Origin of the sequence: Shewanella gelidimarina (assembly GCF_023283945.1) — a bacterium.
GTDB classification, from domain to species: Bacteria; Pseudomonadota; Gammaproteobacteria; order Enterobacterales; family Shewanellaceae; genus Shewanella; species Shewanella gelidimarina.
Map to the genome: position 1 here is coordinate 29,272 of NZ_JAKIKW010000024.1, position 26,105 is coordinate 55,376.

Consider the following 26,105-nt stretch of genomic DNA (forward strand, 5'->3'; position numbering starts at 1 on the left):
GGGGATGAATCAGATTAAGTGTTGCTCATGGAATGTACCACCAAGTGTATCACCTGAGGTTATTCTGAACTGAGTTATTGGTGTACTAGAGATTTGGAGGTTTCCCCAGAGCCACACCTCGGCACATGAGTCACTTGCTGCGGTTGCTCCCTTCCAGGTCTGGCCGAGTTCACAAGTTATCATTGCGAGGGGACCCTAGGGTCACCATTGATTTCGTTGAGAGCAGATACTCTCAAGAACGGCAGCATTATCTACCATGAATGCATTCCAATCAAGTCATTATCGCATTAGAAGCCTGAGTATGGGTTCAATTGCTGTTTCTATAAACAAAAGCCCTCATTTGAGGGCCTATTTGTGCTTTATCTACCAACATGAATTCAAAACACACTGACTTACAGGCTAAGAACGGCTTTATTTTGTTCAATCAGCTTGTCACCAATGCCCTTTACATTCGACAATTGATTAATCGAATCGAATTTTCCATGGGTTTTCCGATAATCAACTATCGCTTTAGCTTTTGAATCGCCAATGCCCCGCAATAACGATAACTGCTCAACGCTAGCGGAATTGATATTCACAACTTGAATATGATCTTGAGTACTCTGCGTAACACTCTCTGGCTCTACTTTTTCAATTGCCGCCTGAACAGCTGGCAAAAACATTAAGTTTGATAGCAATAAAGCGGGTAATAGTTTTTTATACATGATTTATTTCCTTATGTGATCCTTTAGGTTGTAGCCTTCATCCCTTTCCTTAGCTACCTGCAAAATGTAGATCACAGCCACGATATTAGCCAATAGGAGACCAACATCTCACGCTAAAGTTCTACAGCACGATCTTGATCACAGAACGAGCACGACACTAAACTTTCAATTAACTCATTAAGCTATTTGATAAGGTTAACTTTGATAGATTATTTCGTAAGCAGCAGACGTTTATAGCGGTTCAACATCAAATATATGGCCACTATCGCGGACAACATCACTTTAACAGCAGTACGATTCTGTCATGGAGTTACAGCCGGAGTTATTTTGAAGTTAATCGTTACTCATCTAGAGTGTTGTCATCAACCATAATAATGGACATTAAAATGTCAATAGACTCTACTGAAGTTCCCGACAAGATCAGCGGAAAAATAACCGGACAGCAAAAGAATCTGTTAATACTGGCCGCTGATATTATATTACTGCTGCTAATGTATAACTTTCTTCCCTTTGAGCAGGGAGTTAATACAGGTCTAGCGTTGTTGACCTTCGCGGCGATATTATGGCTGACAGAAGCTATCCATATCAGTATTACTGCCATTATGATCCCGATCCTCGCTGTGCTTTTTGGGGTATTTGAAACCAAAGCTGCGATGAGTCATTTTGCCAACCCCATTATTTACCTTTTCTTTGGTGGTTTTGTTTTAGCTGCCGCTTTGAATCATCAAGGTATTGATAAGTTAATAGCCCAGAAGGTATTAACGGCATCAAAAGGACGCTTATCTGTAGCCTGTGTCATGCTATTTGGGATCACTGCGGGGCTATCGATGTGGATTAGTAACACCGCCACCACTGCAATGATGTTACCGCTAGCACTGGGTATTTTGCATCAAATAGATATCAAAAAACACAGAAGTACCTACTTATTCTTACTTCTCGGCATCGCCTATTCAGCAAACATTGGTGGTATAGGTACACTGGTCGGTAGCCCCCCAAATGCGATAGCGGCTGCGCAAGTTGGCTTATCATTTAGTGACTGGCTTGAGTTCGGGCTTATTACGGTGGCGATTATGTTACCGCTGATGTTAGTGGGTCTTTACTTATATTTAAAACCCGACCTGTCTATGATTTGTGAGATAAAAACTGAAAAGCAATCTCTCACCTTCCAAGGTAAATTGACGTTATTAATTTTTATCACCACAGTCTGCTGCTGGATTTTCAGTAAGCCTATTTCACAAGCTCTTGGGGGAATTGGCCAGTTCGATACTGTCGTCGCTCTCACTGCCGTCGTCACTCTTGCGGGTCTTGGCTTAGTGAAGTGGAAGAAAATAGAAACAACAACTGATTGGGGTGTATTGATATTGTTTGGCGGTGGTTTAACGCTAAGTGCAGTGCTTAAAGAAACGGGGACAAGTATTTTCCTTGCCCATTGGGTAACCGATATATTCGGTAATACGCACATGGCATTGTTTACCTTTGCCGTTATTGCCTTTGTTGTCATGCTAACCGAGTTTGCCAGTAATACTGCCAGCGCTGCGCTATTGGTGCCAGTGTTTGCGGCTATCGCTGAAGCACTTGGCCTATCACCGGTCATGCTGTCTGTACTGATTGGTATCGCAGCCTCTTGTGCATTTATGCTTCCTGTTGCGACCCCCCCCAATGCCATCGTGTATGGCTCTGGTTATATTAAACAATCAGAGATGATGCGAGCAGGCGTTATCATAAACTTTATCAGTATGTTTGCGCTTTATATCATTGCGCACACTTTCTGGAATATCTAACGCTAAACATCGTTCCACTATGGCGGTGAGATTCAATTGTAAATAAGCAAAAAGCGCTGTAAGTATTGACTCACAGCGCTTTTACATTACCCAAGAAATCTAAATTATAAAGCCGCTAAACCTTCGTCTAAAGCCGTTATAATATCTTCTACCGCTTCTAAGCCTACTGAGATCCTCAGTAAATTGTCAGTGATGCCGGCTTTGGCTCTCTGCTCTTCGCTATAGGGGGAATGAGTCATTGAGGCTGGATGCTGAATAAGCGACTCTGCATCCCCCAAACTGACTGCAATCGAAAACAGATCCAATTGATTAATAAAGCCAATGGATGTTTGTAAGTCAGCGTCCAGTTCAAACGCTATCACCCCGCCAGCGCGCTTCATCTGACGGCCTATTAATGCATTACCACGATGGCTCTTCAGTCCTGGATAATACACTTTCGAAACTTTAGGATGGTCTTCCAAAAATTGTGCGACAACCTCTGCACTATCACAATGTCGGTTAATTCTAACATCTAGGGTTTTAAGTCCTCTTAAAATAAGCCACGCATCATGAGGAGAGATCACGCCACCAATATCTTTGAGTACTTCATACTTAATGACCTCTATTTGCGCACTACTGGCACACACAATACCGGCGATAACGTCACCATGACCATTTAAGTATTTGGTGGCACTGTGGATCACAATATCAATACCGTGCTTAATGGGTTGCTGCAGTAACGGGGTCATAAAGGTGTTATCGACAATACTGACTAAATGATGCTGTTTGGCAATGCGCACTATAGCGTCCAAATCAAAGACCTCTAGATGAGGGTTGACTGGCGTCTCACAAAAAATAACCTTGGTATTCGGTTTAATTGCCGCTTCAATCTCCGCTAGGTTACAAAAATCGACCAAGGTAACTTCGATACCGAACTTTGCCAGCTGCGAATTCATCAGCGCAAACGTACAGCCATAGACTGCATTTGAGGCAACAAGGTGATCGCCCATTTGAAGGTTAGCTAATAGTGCAGCGGAGACGGCAGCCATACCCGATGCAGTTGCAGCAGCGCAATCACTGCCTTCAAGCACTGCAATTTTACGCTCTAACTCTGCGGTAGTAGGATTACCTAAGCGCGTATAAATATAGCCAGCTTCTTCACCCGCAAACCTCGCACCACCCTGCTCTGCACTATCAAATACAAAGGTCGCACTTTGACACAAAGGTGATACCAGTGCGCCAGATTCATTTGGCTCTCGCCCAGCATGGATAACTTGTGTTGCCAACTGCCAACTATCTCGCATATCTCTTTCCCTATTTCATGCTTGTGACACAGACGCAATAAAATAATAGTTGTTATTTTCGCCTGTATAGGACCAACCAATTCAGAAATTCAAATTTGAAACTACATAGTTGGCAACGATGTGCTCGCCATGACCAGCCCATTTTATTGGGTCTCAAGATACAAGTCTTAGCGGGGATATGGTTAATACCAATTGCATTAAGTATTTGACCAATTCAGAGCGCCTCAGACTTTTCAATTCAAGGCGCATTGGTGTAAAAATGGTTATTCCCTTTTAAGCCACTGCAAAGCAGAAGTGGAAAATCTGAGGCGCTCACGTAGTGCGGCTGACGTTTAAAGCAAATGGCAAAGCCCTTTAGACTTCGTTGTGGGCTTTAGATATAGAATAACTATTAGCTTCAATCCCCCATCTCGCCTACAGGGCTTTGAATTCCCGCTGAATGGTCAAACTTTTAATGCAATTTGTATAAGACAATTACCTTGAACTAGTCCAAGGTAATTACAAAATATTTAGAAAAGATTTATAGGATATTGCTTGTAAAATAAATGTTACGTGCTGAGTTGATAAGGTCATTAAGCATCAAACGAATAGGTTGCACAAGGTCATTTATTTGCCGGATACGGTCTGCTTTTCAGCTTTACTCGTTTTAGTAAGTACCATTGAAGTGAGTTCCTTTAGATCTAATAACAGCTCTTTATGGATCCCTTTTAACGTCGGTTTCGATTGTTGATTAAACTCAAGTGGTCGACACAACGCCATGGCTTGATAGCCTAATCTGGCGGTCAGTAACCCACCGCCAAGGCCTTGCCCTAGTCGAGCAGACACCTTACCGGACATCTCAACAGACAATAGCTGAGCCCCCAAGTCAGTGACTATTTCACTGGTACCAGCGTAAATAATATTACTGATAATTCCACGGATCAGTTTAACCCGACTCCAATAGCCAAGCTCGATCCCGTAGCACTTGGCTAACTGATTAATCATACTTTGATTGCGCCACAGAATAATCGCCATATCAAGTACCGCCAAAGGACTTGCTGCGAGCAGTAAAGCAGACTCCTGCGCAAAACGTCTGACGATTTTCTTTGCCACAATATCTCGCTCGGTTAATACCGTCGCTTCGAACAGTGTCAACTTTTCAGCATCATTATGCTCAACACTTACCTGTTGCAAGTAGCGTTCATTTTGTACGTTTTTAGGTAACTGGCTTAGCAACTTGTCAATAAATGGGTCTGCCTCCCCCATCTGCATACTGCTGAGCAGTCGCATACCTGTCGCCTGTGTGTCTTCGACATTTTTGAGCATTTTAAGCTTCCGCCATTCCAGAAAACTTACTTTTACCGTCCAAGAGACCACTAGCGTGACGACCAAAGCGTATAGCGAAAATAACCACGAACTTTGGATAAAAGCATCATATAAACCCAACACGGTTTCAACGACAGCAATAAATAGCACACCCAATAAACACGCTTTGCCTAACCAAGCACGTTTACCCGAGCGTTTTGACGAAAGGTCACTCTTAAGCGTCGCAACATGGTCAAACTTATCGTCCAATTTGGTCTCAAATTGCTGTTCAGAAAGCGCTTCAATTTCGACAAAATCGTCATCAGCAGAGAATGTCGCAGAAGGCGCGATGATTGCTTCTCTATCGTCTTCGATATGGTCAAAACGTTGTTGTTTCTTTATTGAAATATTATCAGTAGCCATAAGAAATCACTTTAATTTGTCACCGACTAAGTACTGCAATACATGGTCGAGGCGAATATGGTCAAAATCGGCATTGTTGAGTTGTTTATCAACCGCGGCTCTGGGGGCAAAGCTGACAAAATCAAACCCTTGATCCTGCCAGAAATCTGCAGAGGGTAACGCTTTAGGTACCTCTCCAGGGAATAAGGTGACCGGCTCATGATTTGCAAGGTCTAAGCCTTTTACCACCTCGATGTCACGGCCACTTTGTTTCACCATGCCATGAGTCGTCGACTTTATGGCACTGATTGCCATCGTCTCGACCTCACAGCCTTCGAACTTAGCCTGCTGCTGACTTTGATGTACCAGTTGGCTTAGCAAAGAAAGAACATGACCTTGTTGATCACGTGTGACATGGTCAACTTTACTCGCAGCAAAAAGGAGCTTGTCTATTTTTGGCGAAAATAAACGTTTTAATAAACTGGATTGACCAAATTGAAAACTTTCCATCACAGCCTGAAGCGCGGTTTTCATATCTTCAAACTGCTCTTTCCCACGGTTTAATGGGGTAAAACAGTCGACTAGCACCAACTGACGATCGAATTTGGCAAAATAATCATGGTAAAAAGGCTTCACTACACGCGATATATACTCTGAGTACCGCTGCTTTAACGTATGGTAAAAACTGTTTGAAGCACTTTTATCGAGTATCACGAACTGCTCGTCTGTCACATTGATTAAGGGGAAAAGTGCCAGCACCGGTGTTCCAGCAAGTTCACCGGGTAACAATAACCGTCCAGGTTGGGCATAATAAAATCCATGCTGTTCAACACAATCTTGCAGCAATAATTGATAGCAATCGGTAATTTGCTGCAACTTTGCTTCATCGGCCGTTGCCGCAAGATCAATGCTATTAATCGCTTGAGTAAACTCAGCGTAATAACTTGAATGCTTGAATACTGAAGTACGTGCTACCTGCGATACAGACCACTGCTGGAAGCTTTGTTTGAGCATTGGCAAGTCAAGTAGCCACTCGCCGGGGTAGTCAACAATATCGAGATAAAGCGTGGCGCTATCAGTAAACTTTGACAATAAGCCCTTCGCTGGACGATAGCGTATAGCAAGTCTTAATTCACTGATATTACGCGTTGATGTTGGCCATGATGACGGTTCAGTGAGAATGGAATTAACCGCCCCTTCATAATTAAAACTCGGGATAGTCAAATTAGGTTGCAGATCTCGCTTCACGCCGTAAAGGCGGCTATCTCTCGCCACTTGCCATAGAGGCAGCTGTGTATTGCCCTCAATGACACCAGAATGCAGCAGTTGATTAACCAGACCGGTGATAAATGCCGTTTTACCTGCGCCTGCAAGGCCAGTAACAGCAAGACGTAAATGCTTGTCTGTAGTACGAAGCGCTACGGCTTGGGTCTTTTTACCGAACTTTTGAAAAGAACGTTTGATACTTGCCATAGACAGAAATTGAACCTGTTGAAAGGAGTTCTAGGGCAGTATACGTGTATATGCTGCCCTGGTTCGAACTATAGGTTATTGATTTGATCTTTAAGATCGTAGTTGTCAGATGTTACGTATCGCTCTAAATTCTGTAATCTAATCTCTAGCGTTCTAAACTGAGTATTTACATCACTTAATGCCATCTTAGCGGGCTCACCGGATTGCCAAACCTTCTTCTTAACTTCAATGTCCTTGTGGTTAAGCTTATTTTTGTCAGTGCCCGGTTTGATGTCTAATATCATCCAAAGTAATACATAGATAATAAACACAATCCCTGTGCCGCCAAGTAAAAATATTGAGGCGGCAACCACTCTGACTAGCCATGTTTCAAAATTAAAGTAATCTGCAATCCCTGCACATACACCGGCAATTTTACCTGTTTGAGGAATTCGATATAAAGTTCTGCTTTTGCCTTCACTCATTTCTACTTCCCCCTTTACTTTATGATTAAATTGAAATTATTTGCCTCGCTGGAAAAGCCTGATGATTTATTCATCTCGCCCCCTCCATTGTGGTGCCTCGCTGTCCAAGATGGCCTCAAGCGTCTCAATTCGTTGTGACATCTTGTCAGCCTTGCTAATAAGCTCATTTAATTGACCGAACTCTTCTTCAGTCAATCCTTGGCCTACCTGACGCTTACTTCTGTAGTGCAGTATTAGCCATATTGGTGCAACAATAATTAAGAAAATAATAATTGGTGCGATTAAAATGTCCGGGTTCATAAAACACCTCCAATCCGTTGTTATTTAGCTTTTGCTTTAGTCTTGCTAGCTTTCATTTTAGCTTTAAGCGCTTCGAGCTCGTCATTGACAGAATCTTCTGCTTCAAGTGCTGCAAACTCATCACTTAAGGTACTCTTTTTACCTAAATCGTAAGCTTCAACTTGTGACTCTAGCCCTTCAACTCGACGCTCATATTGCTCGAACTTACTCATAGCGTTATCAATTTTGCTTGAATCAAGCTGCTTTTTCACCTCAAGACGAGAAGAGGCAGTTTGCTTACGCATAATGATAGTTTTTTGACGTACTTTTGCATCAGCTAACTTTTCTTGTAGCTGACCAACTTCCTCTTTTAAACGAAGAATATGTTCCTCAACCACCACCAATTCTGCAGCCAAGCTTTCAGCTAGTTCATTCGCTTTTTGCTTTTCAATCAAAGCAGCTTTGGCAAGATCTTCACGATCTTTAGACAATGCCAGTTCAGCTTTACTTTCCCAGTCCTGAACTTGCTGCTGTACTTTAGCAACTCGGCGAATAATCTCTTTCTTTTCTGCAAGTACTTTTGCAGATGTTGAGCGAACTTCGACCAGCGTATCTTCCATCTCTTGGATGATCAGACGTACCATTTTTTCTGGATCTTCAGCCTTATCAAGTAATGAGCTGATGTTAGAATTTATGATGTCTGCAAAGCGTGAAAAAATTCCCATAATATTTACCTCTAATTAACGTTGGTTTCGATAAATACTATCCAGTATTCGTGCCAACTTTTCATTTTACTTATTATACAATGACTTAACCAAAACCTTAACTTTTGCTTCCATTTATAAACAGGGCATCATATTATTATTTTCACCAATTATTAGCGTTAAAGACTAAAACTTACTGTGAGCAATCAATTTCAGCAAGACAATCTTATTGGACAATCTAATGCATTGTTAGAGGTCCTTGAACATATTTCGCAGGTAGCCCCTCTCTCTAAGCCTGTACTGATCATTGGTGAACGTGGCACAGGCAAGGAGTTAATTGCCGAGCGTTTACATTACCTATCAAAGCGTTGGGATCAAAGCTTTGTTAAATTAAATTGCTCCTCATTAAGTGAGAACTTATTAGAGAGTGAGCTATTTGGCCATGATGCAGGTGCATTTACCGGTGCCAATAAAAAACACGAAGGTCGATTTGAGCGTGCCAACGGCGGTACATTATTCCTAGATGAACTGGCCAATACCTCAGGCCTTATTCAGGAAAAGCTATTAAGAGTGATTGAATACGGCGAATTTGAACGTGTCGGTGGCAACAAAACCGTCCACACCGATGTTCGCTTAGTGTGTGCTGCTAATGAGGATTTGCCCTCTTTAGCTGAGGCGGGGGAATTTAGACCTGATTTGCTAGACCGATTAGCATTTGATGTTATTACGCTGCCGCCGTTACGCCATCGCCCAGACGATATCATGACGCTTGCAGAATATTTTGCCGTCGGAATGGCAAGGCAACTCAAGTTGGAGCTATTTGAAGGCTTTAGCCCCAGTGCAGTAAAGCAGCTAATGGAGTATCGCTGGCCAGGCAACATTCGAGAGCTCAAGAACGTTGTTGAACGTAGCGTCTATCGCAACGCTGAATCAGGGACTGCAATCACTCATATCACTATTGATCCGTTTGCATCACCTTATCGTCCAACAACACGAGTTAAAACCAAAGAGAGACAACAAACAAACGACACGCCAGTGGCGAGCGTTGTGGCTGAGCCAGCTAAAACTGACGCAATCAACTTCCCAATAGATTTTAAAACCCATTGCGAAGAGAATGAAGTCAGTCTGCTAAAACAAGCGTTAGAAGCGGGACAGTTTAACCAGAAAAAAACCGCTGAACTGCTTGGTTTAAGCTACCATCAACTTCGCGGGATCTTAAAGAAATACAACTTACTGGATAAATAATTGCTGTTAAGCTCTTGGCACTGTTAAAATGCCTATTAACGTTCAGATCATAAAATGATTGCTTAATGAAACAGCAGCTAAAGCGAATAGGTCTTGTAACCTGTTTATCGGTGATAAGCTTGTTACTTGTTGCCTGTGGACCTCAAAAGATCCCCACAGGCTTAGTCTATTGCTCAGAAGGCAATCCTGAAAGCTTTAACCCACAAACAGTGACATCGGGCACCACTATTGATGCCACCTCACAACAATTGTACGACACGCTCGTTGATTACGACCCAGTGACAAGCTCTATTGTCCCCGCTTTAGCCATCTCTTGGCAAGGTAGTGACGATGGCCTGACTTATCGATTTAAACTCCGCAGCGGCGTCCAGTTTCACCAAACCGATTACTTCACTCCAACCAGACACTTTAATGCAGACGATGTTTTGTTCTCTTTTAACCGCATTATTGATACCGAAAACCCTTACCATAGTGTTTCAGCAAACGGTTATCCGTTCTTTCAAAGTATCGGGTTAAGTCAAACGATTAGGCAGATTGAAAAAGTCGCTGAAGACGAAATTGTGTTTCATTTAAACGTCAGCGATGCCTCCTTTCTATCCAATCTCGCGACGGGTTTCTCGGTCATTTTGTCCAAAGAGTATGCCGATACGCTGCTGGCGCAACATAATCCGGAGCTATTGGATAGCGCCCCCATTGGTACTGGGCCTTTTAAACTGACAAAATATGTCAAAAATGAATATATTCGTTATCACCGAAATGAGCAGTTTTGGCGCAAACTTCCCGAATTTGAACATCTGGTTTTTGACATAACACCAAAAAGTACAGCCAGATTAACCAAGCTGATTACCGGCGACTGTAATGTGTCAGCGCTACCTAAAGCAGGTGAGCTTCCCGTTATAAAGCAGCATGATCACTTAGAGCTCGACACCCAACTCGGTTTTAACGTCGCCTTTTGGGCATTTAATACCCAGAAAGTCCCCTTTAACGATGTTAGAGTGAGAAAAGCACTCGCCTATGCCGTTGATAAACAAAATATTTTACGAGCTGTATACCAAGAAACGGCTATTGAAGCTACTGGCATGTTACCACCACAGTCTTGGGCTTATCGATACAACCGTAGTCATTATGATTACAACCCACAAAAAGCCAAAGCGTTGCTAAAAGAAGCTGGCATCGAGAAACTCAATATTGATGTATGGGCAATGCCCGTTGCACGTATTTATAACCCTAATGCATTAAAAACGGCAGAATTGATTCAGGCTGATTTGGCCAATATAGGAGTCAGTGTCAATATAGTGACCTACGACTGGAGTGTATTTAATCAAAAGCTTAATCGCAGGGATTATGATTCTGTGCTGATAGGCTGGAATGCCGATAATAGCGACCCTGATAACTTTTTTTCTCCCATATTAAGCTGCGATGCACAAAGTTCTTCGAGCAATCGAGCTCAATGGTGCAATCCAGAAATGGACGCAATATTGGCCAAAGCAAAAGCGACTACAATTAAGTCAGACCGAAAAAAACTCTATCAACAAGCAGAAAAACTCTTTAATGAACAGCTACCGATGTTACCTTTTGCCCATGCAACTAAGCTCACCTTCAAGCAAAAAAACATCAAACAAACCCAGCTCACTCCTTTTGGTGGGATTTCATTCGAGAATACTATGAAAATAGCCCCTGAGGACATGCACTAATGGGTCGTTATTTATTAAGAAGACTTAACTTATTCCTCGCCACATCACTGGTCCTTATCGGTGTTTTATTCATTGCTACCAGTCATTTCCCCGTTGAACAACAATATGCGTTGACAGGAATAGCGTCTCCAACAGCAGAGCAACTCGCGTTGGGCCGCAGTGAATACAAGCTCGACAGTAATCAATTTCGTCAGTTTTTAGCCTATACAGAGCAAAGAGTTAGCGGCAACCTTGGTGTTTCGATTACATCACAAAAACCCGTTATCGACGAATTGATTCAAGTCCTTCCTGCATCGTTCGAGCTGGCTATCGTAGCGGGTATATTGGCGATGTGTCTTGGGGTGCCTTTGGGGATTTTAGCGTCTCTGAGCAAGAACAAAATTACCCAGCACACGATTATGGCGATAACGCTAACCGGTTACTCTATCCCGGTATTTTGGCTAGGATTAACGTTATCACTCTGGTTTGGGGTTGAGCTGGGTTGGCTGCCTATTTCAGGCCGGATAAATTTACTCTATGAGATTGAGCCCGTAACAGGCTTTATGCTGATAGACACCCTTTTATCTCAATCAATATACCGTATATCTGCATTTCTAGATGCGATGCAACATATTGTGTTACCCGCAATCACACTGGCAGTATTGCCGTTCACGGTCGTGGTTAGAATCACCCGCTCAGCAATGCTTCATATTATGAATGAGCCTTACATACGTGCAGCTGAAGCTCGTGGACTACACACAGGGACCATAGTGTTACGTCACGCCCTGCCGAATGCCTTTATTCCTGTGTTAAAAAATATGGGATTAATGCTGGGAACATTCGCTAGTTACGCCATGATAGTCGAAGTCATCTTCTCTTGGCCAGGAGTGGGGAGTTGGTTAGTCTCTGGCATATATCAGCGCGACTACACGGTGATTCAAGGGGGAGTATTAAGCGTGGCATTAATTATTATCTTCTTCAGTATTTTCATTGAAGTATTACATAACGCCTTCAATCCAATCAGCAGGAAAGAAATCTATGCCGCGAATTAGCATATATCAGGAAGATGATATCCCCTCGCCTATGCGCAAGCTATGGCAAGCTTTTGCTGATAACCCTTTTGCATTAATGGGTCTATGGGCAGTCATTTGCTTATTGGGCTTGGCTATTTTTGGCCCTTGGATTGCACCATTTTCACCAGAACAACAAGACCCTTTAGCGTTACTTTTACCGCCATCTTGGGATGCTAGTGGTACCGTTGAACACTTTTTAGGGACCGATGATTTAGGCCGAGATATTTTTAGCCGGCTGCTTCATGGGGCACACTTAACATTTGGCATGGCATTGGCGATAGTGACCGCCTCCCTTAGCGTCGGTTTTGTCATCGGCTCGATATCAGGCATGATGAAAGGCCTTAAATCCTCAATTTTGAGCCACCTGCTTGATGCATTATTGTCTATCCCGTCACTACTGATGGCCATTTTAGTTGTCGCCGTCATGGGGCCAGGATTGGGAAATGTATTTTGGGCTGTAGGGATAGCGCTAACGCCACAATTTGTGCGAGCTATCCATCAAGCGGTTCATGAAGAGTTGCAAAAAGATTATGTAACGGCTGCTAAGCTTGATGGCGCAAATTCGATACAAATATTTTGGTACGTTATTATGCCCAATGTCTGGGAAACCGTTATTATTCAAATAACACTGGCGATATCAGCAGCCATTTTAGATATTGCAGCGCTAGGGTTTCTTAATCTCGGCGCACAAGCCCCGAGTCCTGAATGGGGCGCTATGGTGTCCCAAGGGCTCGATAACATACTGACAGCACCCTGGACTGTCACCATTCCCGGTGTTGCTATTTTGTGCAGCGTACTTGCCATTAACCTTGTCGGTGATGGATTAAGGTCGGCGCTATCGCCGATAAGAAACTAACAATATGCCACTTCTTGATATTAGAAATCTCACCATCGAACTTGACACACCTCGCGGCCGCGTCAAGGCGCTTGAACGAGTATGCTTAACCATCAACCCTGGCGAACTGCACGGTTTAGTTGGCGAGTCTGGCTCTGGACGTAGTTTGTTGGCAAGAGCCATATTAGGTGTTCCAGGCCACAATTGGACTGTCACTGCCGATCGCATGATGTGGGATGGGCAGAACTTGATGGAGATGTCTTCTAAGCAGCGGAGAAACTTGATGGGGAGTGAGATAGCAATGATATTTCAAGACCCAACAAGTAGTCTAGATCCTGCGATATCTGTCGGTAGCCAAATTATTGAGGCCATGCCCACCAATAAAAGTTTACCTTTTTGGAAACGTGGCAAGTTTAAGAAAAAAACCGCTGAGAAATGGCTACACAAAGTCGGCATTAAGAATACAGAAAAAGTCATGGAGAGTTATGCGTGGGAGCTGTCTGAAGGTGAATGTCAAAAAGTCATGATTGCCATGGCGGTTGCCAATCAACCTAGATTGCTCATTGCTGACGAACCCACCGACTCGATGGAACTCAGCACCCAAGCACAGATTTTTAGATTACTGAGTAAGCTAAACCAGTTGCAGAACGTCTCTATTTTATTGATTAGCCATGAGCTCGATACGCTGGCAGGCTGGTGCGATCAATTGACCGTTCTTTATTGCGGTCAAGTTATGGAGTCGGGCCCGACGGCAGAACTGCTCAAGCGCCCCTTTCATCCATACACTGAAGCCCTGATCGATAACGCACCAGACTACTCTGGCGAGTTAGCGCATAAGTCAATGATGCAAACCTTGCCTGGTTCCGCGCCTGCATTGCAACACTTGCCCATTGGCTGTCGACTCGGCCCACGCTGTCCGCAAGCGCAAAAAAAATGCGTCAGTCAACCGAGTTTATGCCATAAGAAAGATCGCTATTTTGCGTGTCACTTCCCATACCACAATGAGTCTTGTAATGACGACACCTCTACTTAAAGTTACTAACCTAAGCAAAAGCTACTATGCTGGTTATAAGCGTTTCAAACGTCAATACAATCAAGCGTTATCACCTGTTTCATTTGAATTAAACACTGGTGAAACACTCGCGATCGTCGGCGAAACAGGATCAGGCAAGAGCACGATTGCTCGCATTCTTGTGGGTGCAGAGATAAGGAGTGGCGGTGAGATTTTTTTTGAAGGTGAGTCATTAGAGAAACATGATTTAAAACAACGTTGCCGTATGATCCGCATGATATTTCAAGATCCGAATACATCGTTAAATCCAAGATTAACGATTGGCGATCTACTCGATGAACCGCTTAAATTCAACACTGACCTGACAGAAAAAGAAAGACGAGCCTTAGTTGTTGATAAGCTAAGAAAGGTCGGTTTATTGTCAGAGCATGTAGACTTCTATCCACACATGATCTCCGAAGGCCAAAAGCAGCGCGTGGCCGTAGCACGCGCCCTGATGCTTGACCCTAAAATAATCATTGCAGATGAAGCTCTCACCGCGCTCGATCTATCGGTACGAGCACAAATTCTAAATCTGTTACTTGAATTGCAGCAAGAGATGGGGCTGTCTTACATCTTCGTGTCCCATAATATGAATATTATTCGTCACGTTAGTGACAAAATAATGGTGTTAAAAAAAGGCCAACTCATTGAGAAAGCAACCACTGAGCAGCTGTTTAATTCACCTCAACACGAATACACCCAACGACTAATACAGGAGCATAGTTTGTTTACTCGTAAAAAGTAAACTGCTCCAACCACTGACAAAAATGCTCAAATTAGCGAAAATTAGCGAAAATTGAGTGTCATTTGATGTGAGTTTATTTATCCTAGATACAATTTTTTCAGAGAAATAGAAAATATGATTATCAAACCTAGAACGCGTGGCTTTATTTGTACAACGACTCACCCTGTTGGTTGTGAAGCCAATGTACTTGAACAGATCAACATTACTAAAGCTAAAGGCAAAATTGCTAATGGTCCTAAAAAGGTATTAGTTGTTGGTTCTTCAAGTGGTTATGGTCTTTCTTCTCGTATCACAGCAGCATTTGGCAGTGATGCAGCCACCTTAGGTGTATTTTTTGAAAAGCCAAGTACAGAAACAAAACCAGGTACCGCCGGTTGGTATAACTCAGCCGCATTCGACAAATTTGCTAAAGCTGAAGGCTTATATTCTAAAAGCATAAACTGTGATGCCTTTAGTCACGCAGCGAAGCAAAAAGCGATTGAACTGATTAAACAAGATCTCGGTGAAATCGATATGGTGGTCTACTCACTAGCATCGCCAGTGCGTAAACTTCCTGATAGTGGTGAGCTTATCCGTTCATCATTAAAGCCTATCGGTGCACCTTATAAGGCGACTGCCGTAGACACCAATAAAGACATCATCATTGAGGCCAATGTTGAGCCTGCAACCGAGCAAGAAATTGCCGATACCGTCACCGTTATGGGCGGCGAAGATTGGGAATTATGGATGGATGCACTTGCTGAAGCAGGTGTATTAGCAGATGGTTGTAAAACCGTCGCTTATAGCTATATCGGTACCGAACTGACTTGGCCTATCTATTGGCACGGCGCTTTAGGTAAAGCAAAAATGGACCTAGACAGAGCCGCTCATACACTTGATGCTAAGCTTTCAGCAACGGGTGGTAGTGCTAACGTTGCGGTACTAAAAAGTGTTGTGACTCAAGCTAGCTCCGCAATACCTGTAATGCCACTTTATATTGCGATGGTATTTAAGAAGATGCGTGCTGAAGGCCTTCATGAGGGTTGTATTGAACAAATCTCTCGTATGTTCAATGAACGCCTTTACAAAGCCGACGGCAGTGCTGCTGACGTTGACGACTGCAACCGTTTACGTTTAGATGATTGGGAATTGAGAGAAGAAATTCAACAACATTGCCGTGATCTTTGGCCACTAGTGACATCAGAAAATCTATCTGAGCTCACTGATTACCGTGAATATAAAGAAGAGTTCTTAAAGCTCTTTGGTTTCGGTGTTGAAGGCATAGATTATGAGCAAGACGTCAATCCAAATGTCGAATTTGACGTTGTTTCTATCTAAATAGAGATAACGTTAGTGAAACGCCGCTTTATGCGGCGTTTTTTTATGCCTTCAATTCTTACTGTTGCGTTATATGACGGCCATTTTAGCCCTTGCACATCATTAACCCCAAAAGAACAGAGCATTGCTTACCGAGCGGTTAAACGGCTCTGAAGCACTTGCTTAACTAACCTGAACTCCACCCGGTTAAACTGTACCTCTTAATACCGTGACTTTATTCCAATGCTCCTGAGTACGTTAGCCACAGCCTGCGATAACCTACTAAGCCTCACCTCGATATCACCAATAACCTCGGCACTTAGTTAGGACTGATACTTTGATCTGGAGTTGATGCTTTAAGCCAATAACTTAAAAATAACGGTTGATTTTAAATGAGATTAAAACGCTACACTGGCATTCCGTATTCCGTATTCCGTATTCCGTATTCCGTATTCCGTATTCCGGTTTAGCAACATTAAGCATTAACAAAAGGCTAATCGTGTTAATAGTGAAATAAAATCCGCTGTTTCTAGGGGCTGTTGATCTTTCGAGCTTAGTTTTTGTTCGACTCTTTCCCGTGAAAAATAATGATTTTAGTACAAGGCTTGAACGATGATTTAGCAGTCTAAGCGAAAGCTCGTAACACACGCTTGTAGTAAAAAATAAAAATATTGAAATGAACCCGAAGGGCCGCGCTTCTTGGCTATTTTTACTGTGTTGTAGCCTATTTGTGGAGAATGACTAAACGACATAGCCTCCGCCTTGTCAAAATAGCCAATAAACGGCGGCAAAAACAACCGTGAAAGATCAACAGCCCCTAAACAACAGACACAAAAAAGCCGGCGAATGCCGGCTTCTTATTAAGCGTGTACTGCCAGTCGCTTACTCAACGACAGGGTAAAGCACTTCACCCTTCGCTTTTAGGCCAGCAATCACTGCGCGATAATCATTCTCACTGTATTGTGAGCTTAAACGCTGCTTCAATGCATCGATAAGATTACTATCAACGCCTTCTGCTGTATTGACTTTATCAAGTACAACAACAGCATAACCATTAGCGAGTGCAACTGTATCAACAGTTGAACCTTCTGTTGGTTGCGCCATAGCAAAGGCTTTATTGACGACTGCACCATCAATATCTTGCTCGAAACGTGCAAGTTTTTCTTTCGCTAGGTAATCAGCCGTAACACCGTCAGTTTTGAAAGCTGCCATAGCATCTTGCGCTTGTTGACGCGCAGACTCATTAGCTTGTTCTTGTTTCAAACGTGCGGCAATTCCATTTCTAACCTCTTCAAGCGCCATAGTACCAGCAGCTTTATGAGAGTTAACTCGGACTACGACAACGTGGTTTGACTCAACTTCAAGCACTTCACTGTTCATACCATCAAGCAACACACTCGAAGAAAATGCTTCTTTCAAAATAGCTGGCTTGGTGAACAAAGCAGGAGCATTATTGCGCGTAAACTCAGGAGTCGTCTTAACTTCAACACCGAGCTCAGTTGCCGCTTCAGATAAAGTGTCAGGGACTTCATAACTTGTATCGGCAAGGATCTGCTGTAGTTCGTAGAACTTATCAACCGATTGCTGCGCTTGCAACTGTGCAATGATTTTATCTTTTACGTCAGCAAAAGGAGCTTCAGCACCCGCTTGGATGTCTAACGCTTTAATAATGTGATAACCAAAGTTAGTCTTAACCACATTTGAGTAACTGCCTTTATCCAATGCGAATAATGCAGTATCAAACTCAGGTTCCATTACACCGGCTTCAAACCAATCAAGTTGACCACCTTGCTCACCACTGAATGTATCTTGAGATTCAGCTTTAGCAACCGCGGCGAAATCTTCACCATTTTGTAGTTTTTGATAAATCGCTGCAGCCTTTGCTACGGCATCATCGTCATCAAGTCCAATAAGAATATGAGCTGCTAAGCGCTTCTCTGGCTGCAGATACTGCGCCTTATTCTCATCGTAATAAGCTTTAGCGTCGGCTTCAGTAACAACAACACCATCCGCTAACTGCTTTGCGTCGAGTTCGATGTAGCTAAGGCTTACCAGTTCCGGTCTTACAAACTGACCAAGATTTGAGTTGTAGTAAGTTTGGATCTGTTCATCAGTAACACTTGCTGCGGCAATGAAAGGCGCAGAGTCGATGACCAAATAATTAATATCACGCGTTTGTCCTTGGATATTAGCCAAGTATTCAGCTTCACCTGCTAATACAAACTCAGAACCGACTAAAGTGGCCACCAATTGACGACGTGTCATATCGGTGCGCATCATGTCTCTGAAAGAGTTAGCTTGGTAGCCAAGTTGACGCAAAATAGCTTGATAACGATCGTTATCAAATATGCCATCAGTCTGAAATGCAGGTTCGACCATAATCGCTGCGCGGATCTGCTCGTCAGAGACACGTAGTCCTAACTCAACAGCATTTTGATCTAATAGCTTTTCAGCGACTAAGCGCTCTAATACGCTCTGCTTAACGCTTTGCATATAATTTTCATCTGCAGATAGCGTTGAGAACATATCACCTAATTGTTGCTCAAGACGACCACGCTCATTGTCATAGGCTTGCTCTAAAGCTGAATTGCTGATCTCTTCACCATTGACGGTAGCCGCTGCAACCTCAGTTGATGAACCTAAATAACTACTCACACCCGTAAATGCAAATGAAAGAATCACTAGGACTAAAATGCTTTTTGCAATTGGGCCTTGTGATCCTTCACGAATCTTTTCTAACATCAGACTTCTCGCTGGTTGCGATTAATAAAATAAAAAGGCGCATCACTCGTTGGATGCGCCTTTTTGTAATTTAATAGTAAAGAGAAATGAACCTCTTTACTTTTGTCGACCACTACTAGGTAAAAACCTAATAACAATCTTTTTCTCGTAAAAAGCACTGTTTAAACAGTGCTTGCTACAATAACCTTACAAAGGCTGCAGATAACGAGTATCTTAGTTAACAGCGTCTTTAAGCGCTTTGCCAGCTTTAAATGCTGGAATATTTGCTGCAGCGATTTTGATTTCTTTACCCGTCTGTGGGTTACGACCAATGCGCTCTGCACGCTGACGTACTTCGAAAGTACCAAAACCAACAAGAGCAATCTTATCGCCTTCTTTTAGGCCGTCTGTAACAGCGCCAATGAAAGAATCTAATGCACGGCCAGCAGCGGCTTTAGAAATGTCAGCACCAGAAGCGATTTTCTCGATTAGTTCAGATTTGTTCATGTCATCCCCTTGAATGTAATTTTTGTACCGCAACCAAATCCATGTCTAGAGCGGTCTGCGGAGGCTTTTTATAACAAGCTTAGAACTAAAGTTCAAGCCTTATAGGAAAACCAAAGAAATAATTTAGGATACTGCTCAAAACCAGTCGCGCCGAGGGCTGGAGCGACTGACTCTCCACAGACTTAGGCTACCACAGCTAGACACTTTGGTAAGCCCCATTTTGTACTTTTTTTTGTGCAATACGGTAATTTATTGCGTTAGTCCACGTTTTATACTACTTCGAAGCCTTCTACTGGTCGTTCAAGTGCCAGTTTCAGTACCTCTTCAACCCATCTCACTGGATAAATTTTCAAGTCAGCGATCACATTTGCTGGGATTTCTTCCAAATCTCGTTCATTTTCCTTTGGAATTAGAACGACTTTGGTTCCACCACGGTGCGCAGCGAGTAGTTTTTCTTTCAATCCACCAATAGGTAATACTTCACCGCGGAGGGTTATTTCACCTGTCATCGCCACATCGGCGCGAACAGGATTTCCCGTAAGACTAGAGACCAATGCAGTGCACATAGCAGCACCCGCTGAAGGTCCATCTTTTGGTGTTGCACCTTCTGGAACGTGCACATGGATATCACGCTTCTCATAGAAATCTGGATTAATGCCCAGTTGCTCAGCGCGTGCACGCACAACCGTCATTGCCGCTTGAATCGACTCTTGCATTACATCGCCTAAGGAGCCGGTATAAGACAACTTACCTTTACCTGGTACCGAGGTCGCTTCGATAGTCAGCAAATCACCACCGACTTCGGTCCATGCAAGTCCTGTCACTTGGCCTATCTGGTTGTTTGATTCGGCTTTGCCGTAATCACAACGCTGTACACCTAAGAAAGACTTGAGGTTATCTTGGTTGACTAAAACATGCTTGATGCTTTTATCCAGTAAGATTCTCTTAACGACTTTACGACAGATCTTTGATAGCTCTCGCTCAAGCGAACGTACACCCGCTTCACGAGTGTAGTAACGAATAATGCCGACAATAGCACTATCATCAACGGTAACTTCTTTGGCTTTTAGTCCATTGCGCTCAATCTGCTTCGGCAACAAATGCTGCTTAGCGATATTGAGCTTCTCATCTTCGGTATAACCCGACAGACGAATCACTTCCATACGGTCTAATAACGGACCTGGAATATTCATTGAATTCGATGTCGCGACAAACATGACATCAGACAGGTCGTAATCAACCTCCATGTAATGGTCGCTAAAGGTGGAGTTCTGCTCAGGATCAAGCACCTCAAGTAATGCTGATGCAGGATCGCCCCGCATATCACTACTCATTTTATCGATTTCATCAAGTAAAAATAGCGGGTTCTTAACCCCCACTTTTGACATTTTCTGGATGACTTTACCTGGCATAGAACCTATGTATGTACGACGATGACCGCGGATTTCCGCTTCGTCTCTCACGCCGCCTAAGGCAACGCGCACATACTTACGACCCGTCGCTTTAGCGATAGATTGACCCAGTGATGTTTTACCAACACCTGGCGGCCCAACTAAGCACAAAATCGGACCTTTAAGCTGTTTAACACGGCTCTGTACTGCTAGATATTCGAGAATGCGCTCTTTGACTTTCTCTAAACCAAAGTGGTCGGTGTCGAGTACATCCTGCGCTTTAGCCAAATCACGTTTGATTTTCGAACGCTTATGCCAAGGCACTGCCACCATCCACTCAACATAACTTCTCACCACGGTCGCTTCAGCCGACATAGGTGACATCATCTTCAGTTTATTAAGTTCAGCTGTCGCTTTCTCTTTAGCCTCTTCAGGCATTTTCGCTTCTTCAATCTTTTTAGCTAAGCTTTCAAACTCATCGTGAGACTCGTCAATATCGCCAAGTTCTTTCTGAATCGCTTTCATTTGCTCATTCAAATAGTACTCGCGCTGACTCTTCTCCATCTGCTTTTTAACGCGACCACGGATCCGTTTTTCGACCTGTAACAGATCGATTTCAGATTCCATCATCGCCATCAAATATTCGATGCGTTCGCCAACATCAACCATCTCGAGCACAGACTGCTTATCTTCAAGCTTCAGCGGCATATGTGCTGCCATGGTGTCTGCAAGTCGAGCGGCTTCATCGATACCAGAAAGTGATGTTAGCACTTCTGGTGGAATTTTTTTATTCAGCTTGATGTAGCCTTCAAACTGCCCCACAGCCGAGCGAATTAAGACTTCTTCCTCTTTATCTGTTAATGGCTCAGATTCAAGGTAATGTGCAGTCGCTTGGAATATCTCGTCCTGCTCAGAATAGTTATCTATGCGCGCACGCTGACCGCCTTCAACTAAGACTTTAACAGTACCGTCAGGAAGCTTAAGCAGTTGTAAAATAGAGGCTACTGTACCAACATCGAAAATGTCATCGCTGGTAGGATCGTCTAACTCAGCATCACGCTGGGCGACTAGAATAATTTGTTTACCTTGTTCCATCGCTTTTTCTAAGCAACGAATGGACTTTTCTCGTCCTACGAATAACGGAATTACCATATGAGGATAAACCACTACATCTCTTAGTGGTAGTACGGGTAGTTCGATTCGCGTATCACGCTCTAGAGTCATAGCTCGATTCCGTTTTATATGAATACTTAAGAGTATATTGGGATGATTCGATAGGTTTCAATGGCGAATAACAATTAATTAATAAACTGCACAAAAAAGGAGCCATAAAGGCTCCTTTTTAATGCTCGAGTGTAATTAAGACGATGTCTTACTCAGCACTAGCCGTTTGGGCTTCGTTATTTTCGTAGATAAGAATAGGTGATGATTCACCTTTTACTACCGACTCATCGACCACCACTTTCACAACATCATCTGTTGATGGTAGGTCATACATGATATCGAGTAAAATACCTTCGACGATAGAACGCAATCCACGCGCACCCGTTTTACGAGTCTGCGCCTTAATTGCAATCGCTTTAAGCGCATCTTCTCTAAACTCTAGCTCAACACCTTCCATCTCAAATAACGCCGCAAACTGCTTTGTTATCGCATTTTTAGGTTCTGAAAGAATTTGAATAAGTGCAGCATCATCAAGCTCAGATAAGGTCGCTAAAACAGGAAGTCGACCAATAAATTCAGGAATAAGACCAAACTTAACTAAATCTTCTGGCTCTACTTGCAATAACATATCAGAGATTGTCGCTTTATCAGCGTCTCCCTTTACGTTTGCACCGAAACCAATGCCTGAACCCACGTTTGCGCGTTGTTCAATGACTTTTTCTAAGCCCGAAAATGCGCCACCACAAACAAACAAAATCTTCGAGGTATCTACCTGCAAAAACTCTTGTTGTGGATGCTTACGACCACCTTGTGGTGGAACGGCTGCAACCGTACCTTCAATCAGCTTAAGTAAAGCTTGTTGAACACCTTCGCCAGATACATCTCGTGTAATTGATGGATTGTCAGACTTACGGCTGATTTTATCAATTTCATCAATATAGACAATACCACGTTGGGCCTTTTCTACATCGTAGTCACATTTCTGTAGTAACTTTTGAATGATGTTTTCCACATCTTCACCAACATAACCCGCTTCTGTCAGCGTCGTTGCATCGGCCATAGTGAACGGCACATCCAAGAAACGTGCAAGTGTCTCTGCTAACAGAGTTTTACCACTACCTGTAGGGCCAATCAGCAAAATATTACTTTTACCCAATTCGACACCATCTTTAGGGCTCGCATTTTTCAAGCGCTTGTAATGGTTATATACCGCTACAGATAACACCTTTTTAGCTTTGTCTTGGCCAATAACATAGTCATCCAAATGCGCTCTTAACTCATGCGGTGTTGGTAACTTGTCTTGATCTTGCTTAGGAGAAATCTCTTTTATCTCTTCTCTAATGATGTCATTGCAGAGTTCTACGCACTCATCGCAAACATATACAGAAGGTCCAGCAATAAGTTTTCTCACTTCATGCTGGCTCTTTCCACAAAAAGAGCAGTACAGCAGCTTGCCGCCGTCACCGGTACCTTTGTTTTCGCCCATTACCTTACCTCTGTTTGCAGCCTATCAGCTGCAGAATTCTTTTATATTACTTCATCACTCAGCATAGCTCAGCCTAAAGCAAAAATCAGCCTCGTTTATTCATCACTGAATCGACAAGTCCATACTCAGTTGCTTCATCAGCACTCATAAAGTTGTCACGGTCGGTGTCACGCTCAATGATTTCTAGCGGCTGGCCTGTATGTTCTGCCAACATAGTGTTTAGCTTATTCTTAATGCCCAAGATCTCTTTGGCATGAATAGCGATATCTGACGCTTGGCCTTGGAAACCACCCAATGGTTGGTGGATCATCACTCGCGAATTAGGCAGACAATAACGCTTGCCCTCCGCTCCGCCAGCTAACAAGAATGCGCCCATGCTTGCCGCTTGTCCAATACACACAGTGCTAACGTTTGGCTTAATGAACTGCATAGTGTCATATATTGCCATACCCGCCGTTACAGAACCACCTGGAGAGTTAATATAAAGGAAGATATCTTTATCAGGGCTCTCTGACTCCAAAAACAGCAATTGTGCAACGACCAGATTAGCCATGTGCTCTTCTACGGGGCCAACTAAGAAAATGATACGCTCTTTTAAAAGACGAGAATAAATATCATATGAGCGTTCACCTTTAGCAGTTTGTTCAACCACCATAGGAACGAGTGCATTTAAAACTGATTCTGGTGCATTTTGCATTATTAATAATCCCTAAATAAAAATGGCCCGCATGAGGAACCTCATACGAGCCATTATAAATGGCTAATAGCCATTTAAGTCAAGCGATGGTTACGCGCGACCGCTTGCCTTGTTCATAAATTCTTCAAATTTGACTTCTTTTTCAGTCAAAGTTGCAGTTTTTAGTAACTGTTCTACTGCTTGCTCTTCAAGTGCAACGTTACGCATGTTCTGCATAAGCTCTTCATTGCCATTGTAGTAAGCAACAACTTCACTTGGATCTTCGTATGCAGATGCCATTGAAGCAATTAGACCTTGAACACGTTCGTCTTCAGCTTTAAGTTCGCTAGTCTTGATAACTTCACCAAGTAGTAAACCCACTTTAACGCGACGCTCAGCTTGCTCAGTGAACAAGTCAGCTGGTAGCTCAGGCATGCTCGCAGCTTGATCACCAAAACGTTGCATAGCTTGCTTACGCAATACTTCTACTTCGCCTTCGATCAATGCTTTTGGCAGATCCAAAGCATTTTGTTCAACAAGACCGTTAAGAACCTGTTCTTTAACATTTGCTTTAAGCGCTTGCGCTAGCTCACGACCCATGTTCTTGCTGATTTCAGCACGTAACGCGTCGATTCCGCCTTCATTAACACCAAATAGTGTTGCGAATTCGTCATTCACTTCAGGAAGGTTAGCGCCTTGAACTTCAGTAAGGGTAATAACAAACTTAGCTGCTTTACCTTTTAAGTTCTCTGCGTGGTAATCTTCAGGGAAAGTGACTTCGATTTCGAACTCTTCACCGGCTTTATGACCTTCGATACCAGATTCAAAACCTGGGATCATGCGGCCGCTGCCGAGTTGTAGTTCGAAGTCTTCAGCTTTACCGCCTTCAAACTCTTCACCGTCAACTGAACCAACGAAGTTGAATTTAGTTTTATCACCTTCAGCAGCTGCACGTTCAACAACTTCAAATGAAGCATGTTGATTACGTAGCGTTTCAATCATTGCGTCAACATCTGCTTCAGTAACTTCAGCTTTAGGTTGCTCAACAGCAATTGACTCTAAACCTTTAAGCTCTACTTCTGGGTAGATTTCAAAAGTGGCAACAAACTCAAAGGTTTCGCCTTCAGCAACACCAGGAGCAAATGTTGGTGCACCCGCTGGGTTCAACTTCTCAGCAATAATAGCTTCAACAAAGTTACGCTGCATCACTTCACCAGTGATGTCTTGACGAATAGCTTTACCGTAACGCTTGTTAATAACGCTTACTGGTACTTTTCCTTTACGGAAACCGTCAATACGAGCACGCTTAGCTTCACTTTTTAATGCTTCTTTAACTGTATTTTCGATCTGCTCAGCAGGTACCGAAATAGTTAGGCGACGCTCTAGACCTTGTGTGGTTTCTACAGAAACTTGCATTTTATTACCTCTAAATATGTCTGTCGTCCTTTGCAATAGTCGAAAAATCAACTATTAAGGTATTCGTTTCTTGACTCGTAAATTTAACCAAAATACCCATAAACACTGATGTTTGGCACTGGTCACTCTTAGTTGATAATTATCAAGACGCGACATTATAGCTATCGAATGCGCTGGAGTCGAGCCTCAAAGTACGATTTACAGGCGTAAAAAAAGCGACCTAGGGTCGCTTTTCAACTTCTTTACAGAAAGAGTGGGGTGACTGATGGGGCTCGAACCCACGACAACCGGAATCACAATCCGGGGCTCTACCAACTGAGCTACAATCACCACAAAATGGTGCGCCCGGCAGGATTCGAACCTGCGGCCACCCGCTTAGAAGGCGGGTGCTCTATCCAACTGAGCTACGGGCGCTCGGCAATGAATTAAATTCATTTCCTGAACTGGGC

Annotated in this window: 21 protein-coding genes, 2 tRNA genes and 1 other RNA gene; 8 read left to right on the plus strand and 16 right to left on the minus strand. The window is 43.2% G+C overall.

What is annotated here, in order from left to right:
• Positions 1-102: 102 nt before the first annotated feature.
• Both ffs and L2729_RS17730 read right to left on the minus strand, forming a co-directional pair.
• Positions 103-199: signal recognition particle sRNA small type (gene ffs / locus L2729_RS17725), an RNA gene on the minus strand.
• 193 nt (positions 200-392) lie between these two features.
• Complete coding sequence (locus L2729_RS17730) at positions 393-704, minus strand: ComEA family DNA-binding protein (RefSeq protein WP_248989458.1); 312 nt, start codon at positions 702-704, stop codon at positions 393-395.
• Positions 705-1,090: 386 nt separating this feature from the next.
• Here L2729_RS17730 and L2729_RS17735 point away from each other — a divergent pair, with 386 nt between their 5' ends.
• Positions 1,091-2,485: an SLC13 family permease gene (locus L2729_RS17735; protein ID WP_248989459.1), complete on the plus strand. Its 1,395-nt coding sequence runs from the start codon at positions 1,091-1,093 to the stop codon at positions 2,483-2,485.
• Between the two features lie 104 nt (positions 2,486-2,589).
• On the opposite strand, the gene L2729_RS17740 is transcribed toward L2729_RS17735, so the two are convergent.
• The 6 genes from L2729_RS17740 to pspA form a co-directional block, all read right to left on the minus strand.
• Positions 2,590-3,768, minus strand: a complete 1,179-nt coding sequence (locus L2729_RS17740) for a trans-sulfuration enzyme family protein (RefSeq protein ID WP_248989460.1) — start codon at positions 3,766-3,768, stop codon at positions 2,590-2,592.
• Positions 3,769-4,374: 606 nt separating this feature from the next.
• The gene (locus L2729_RS17745; protein ID WP_248989461.1) at positions 4,375-5,475 is read right to left on the minus strand and encodes a TIGR01620 family protein; all 1,101 of its coding nucleotides are present in this window, start codon (positions 5,473-5,475) and stop codon (positions 4,375-4,377) included.
• A 6-nt stretch (positions 5,476-5,481) separates the two neighbouring features.
• Positions 5,482-6,927 carry a YcjX family GTP-binding protein gene (locus L2729_RS17750; protein ID WP_248989462.1) on the minus strand — a complete coding sequence of 482 codons (1,446 nt, stop codon included), beginning with the start codon at positions 6,925-6,927 and terminating at the stop codon, positions 5,482-5,484.
• A 68-nt stretch (positions 6,928-6,995) separates the two neighbouring features.
• Entirely contained in the window at positions 6,996-7,391 is a 396-nt protein-coding gene (pspC, locus tag L2729_RS17755) for an envelope stress response membrane protein PspC (RefSeq protein WP_248989463.1), read from the minus strand.
• A gap of 66 nt (positions 7,392-7,457) precedes the next feature.
• Positions 7,458-7,691: an envelope stress response membrane protein PspB gene (pspB, locus tag L2729_RS17760; RefSeq protein ID WP_248989464.1), complete on the minus strand. Its 234-nt coding sequence runs from the start codon at positions 7,689-7,691 to the stop codon at positions 7,458-7,460.
• Positions 7,692-7,711: 20 nt separating this feature from the next.
• Positions 7,712-8,395, minus strand: a complete 684-nt coding sequence (gene pspA / locus L2729_RS17765; protein ID WP_248989465.1) for a phage shock protein PspA — start codon at positions 8,393-8,395, stop codon at positions 7,712-7,714.
• A gap of 177 nt (positions 8,396-8,572) precedes the next feature.
• Between pspA and pspF the strand changes: the two genes are divergently transcribed.
• The 7 genes from pspF (at position 8,573) to fabV (ending at position 16,316) form a co-directional block, all read left to right on the plus strand.
• Positions 8,573-9,619, plus strand: a complete 1,047-nt coding sequence (gene pspF, locus L2729_RS17770) for a phage shock protein operon transcriptional activator (RefSeq protein ID WP_248989466.1) — start codon at positions 8,573-8,575, stop codon at positions 9,617-9,619.
• A 65-nt stretch (positions 9,620-9,684) separates the two neighbouring features.
• Complete coding sequence (locus L2729_RS17775; protein ID WP_248989467.1) at positions 9,685-11,313, plus strand: ABC transporter substrate-binding protein; 1,629 nt, start codon at positions 9,685-9,687, stop codon at positions 11,311-11,313.
• A complete protein-coding gene (locus tag L2729_RS17780; protein WP_248989468.1) occupies positions 11,313-12,344 on the plus strand; it encodes an ABC transporter permease in 1,032 nt (343 codons plus the stop codon). Before L2729_RS17775 ends, L2729_RS17780 begins: the two co-directional genes overlap by 1 nt.
• Complete coding sequence (locus tag L2729_RS17785) at positions 12,331-13,221, plus strand: ABC transporter permease subunit (protein ID WP_101093588.1); 891 nt, start codon at positions 12,331-12,333, stop codon at positions 13,219-13,221. Before L2729_RS17780 ends, L2729_RS17785 begins: the two co-directional genes overlap by 14 nt.
• A 4-nt stretch (positions 13,222-13,225) precedes the next feature.
• A complete protein-coding gene (locus tag L2729_RS17790; RefSeq protein WP_248989469.1) occupies positions 13,226-14,233 on the plus strand; it encodes a peptide ABC transporter ATP-binding protein in 1,008 nt (335 codons plus the stop codon).
• Positions 14,214-14,999 (plus strand): ATP-binding cassette domain-containing protein, encoded by a 786-nt coding sequence (locus tag L2729_RS17795; RefSeq protein WP_248989470.1) that lies wholly within the window; start codon positions 14,214-14,216, stop codon positions 14,997-14,999. The genes L2729_RS17790 and L2729_RS17795 overlap by 20 nt, the downstream gene beginning before the upstream one ends.
• 114 nt (positions 15,000-15,113) lie before the next feature.
• Positions 15,114-16,316 carry an enoyl-ACP reductase FabV gene (gene fabV, locus L2729_RS17800; RefSeq protein WP_248989471.1) on the plus strand — a complete coding sequence of 401 codons (1,203 nt, stop codon included), beginning with the start codon at positions 15,114-15,116 and terminating at the stop codon, positions 16,314-16,316.
• Positions 16,317-17,177: 861 nt separating this feature from the next.
• Here fabV and L2729_RS17805 read toward each other — a convergent pair.
• The 8 genes from L2729_RS17805 to L2729_RS17840 all read right to left on the minus strand — a co-directional run bounded on the left by L2729_RS17805 (position 17,178) and on the right by L2729_RS17840 (position 26,070).
• Positions 17,178-19,037, minus strand: a complete 1,860-nt coding sequence (locus L2729_RS17805) for a SurA N-terminal domain-containing protein (RefSeq protein WP_248989472.1) — start codon at positions 19,035-19,037, stop codon at positions 17,178-17,180.
• Positions 19,038-19,250: 213 nt separating this feature from the next.
• Complete coding sequence (locus tag L2729_RS17810) at positions 19,251-19,538, minus strand: HU family DNA-binding protein (RefSeq protein WP_346347767.1); 288 nt, start codon at positions 19,536-19,538, stop codon at positions 19,251-19,253.
• Between the two features lie 254 nt (positions 19,539-19,792).
• Positions 19,793-22,138 (minus strand): endopeptidase La, encoded by a 2,346-nt coding sequence (gene lon / locus L2729_RS17815; protein ID WP_101093594.1) that lies wholly within the window; start codon positions 22,136-22,138, stop codon positions 19,793-19,795.
• Positions 22,139-22,286: 148 nt separating this feature from the next.
• Positions 22,287-23,564 (minus strand): ATP-dependent protease ATP-binding subunit ClpX, encoded by a 1,278-nt coding sequence (clpX, locus tag L2729_RS17820; protein ID WP_101093595.1) that lies wholly within the window; start codon positions 23,562-23,564, stop codon positions 22,287-22,289.
• An 85-nt stretch (positions 23,565-23,649) separates the two neighbouring features.
• On the minus strand, positions 23,650-24,261 hold the full coding sequence (clpP, locus tag L2729_RS17825; protein WP_101093596.1) for an ATP-dependent Clp endopeptidase proteolytic subunit ClpP: 612 nt from the start codon (positions 24,259-24,261) through the stop codon (positions 23,650-23,652).
• Positions 24,262-24,351: 90 nt separating this feature from the next.
• Positions 24,352-25,656, minus strand: a complete 1,305-nt coding sequence (gene tig, locus L2729_RS17830; protein WP_101093597.1) for a trigger factor — start codon at positions 25,654-25,656, stop codon at positions 24,352-24,354.
• A 254-nt stretch (positions 25,657-25,910) separates the two neighbouring features.
• Positions 25,911-25,986: transfer RNA gene (locus L2729_RS17835), tRNA-His, on the minus strand.
• A 7-nt stretch (positions 25,987-25,993) separates the two neighbouring features.
• Positions 25,994-26,070, minus strand: a tRNA-Arg gene (locus tag L2729_RS17840).
• Between the last annotated feature and the right edge of the window lie 35 nt (positions 26,071-26,105).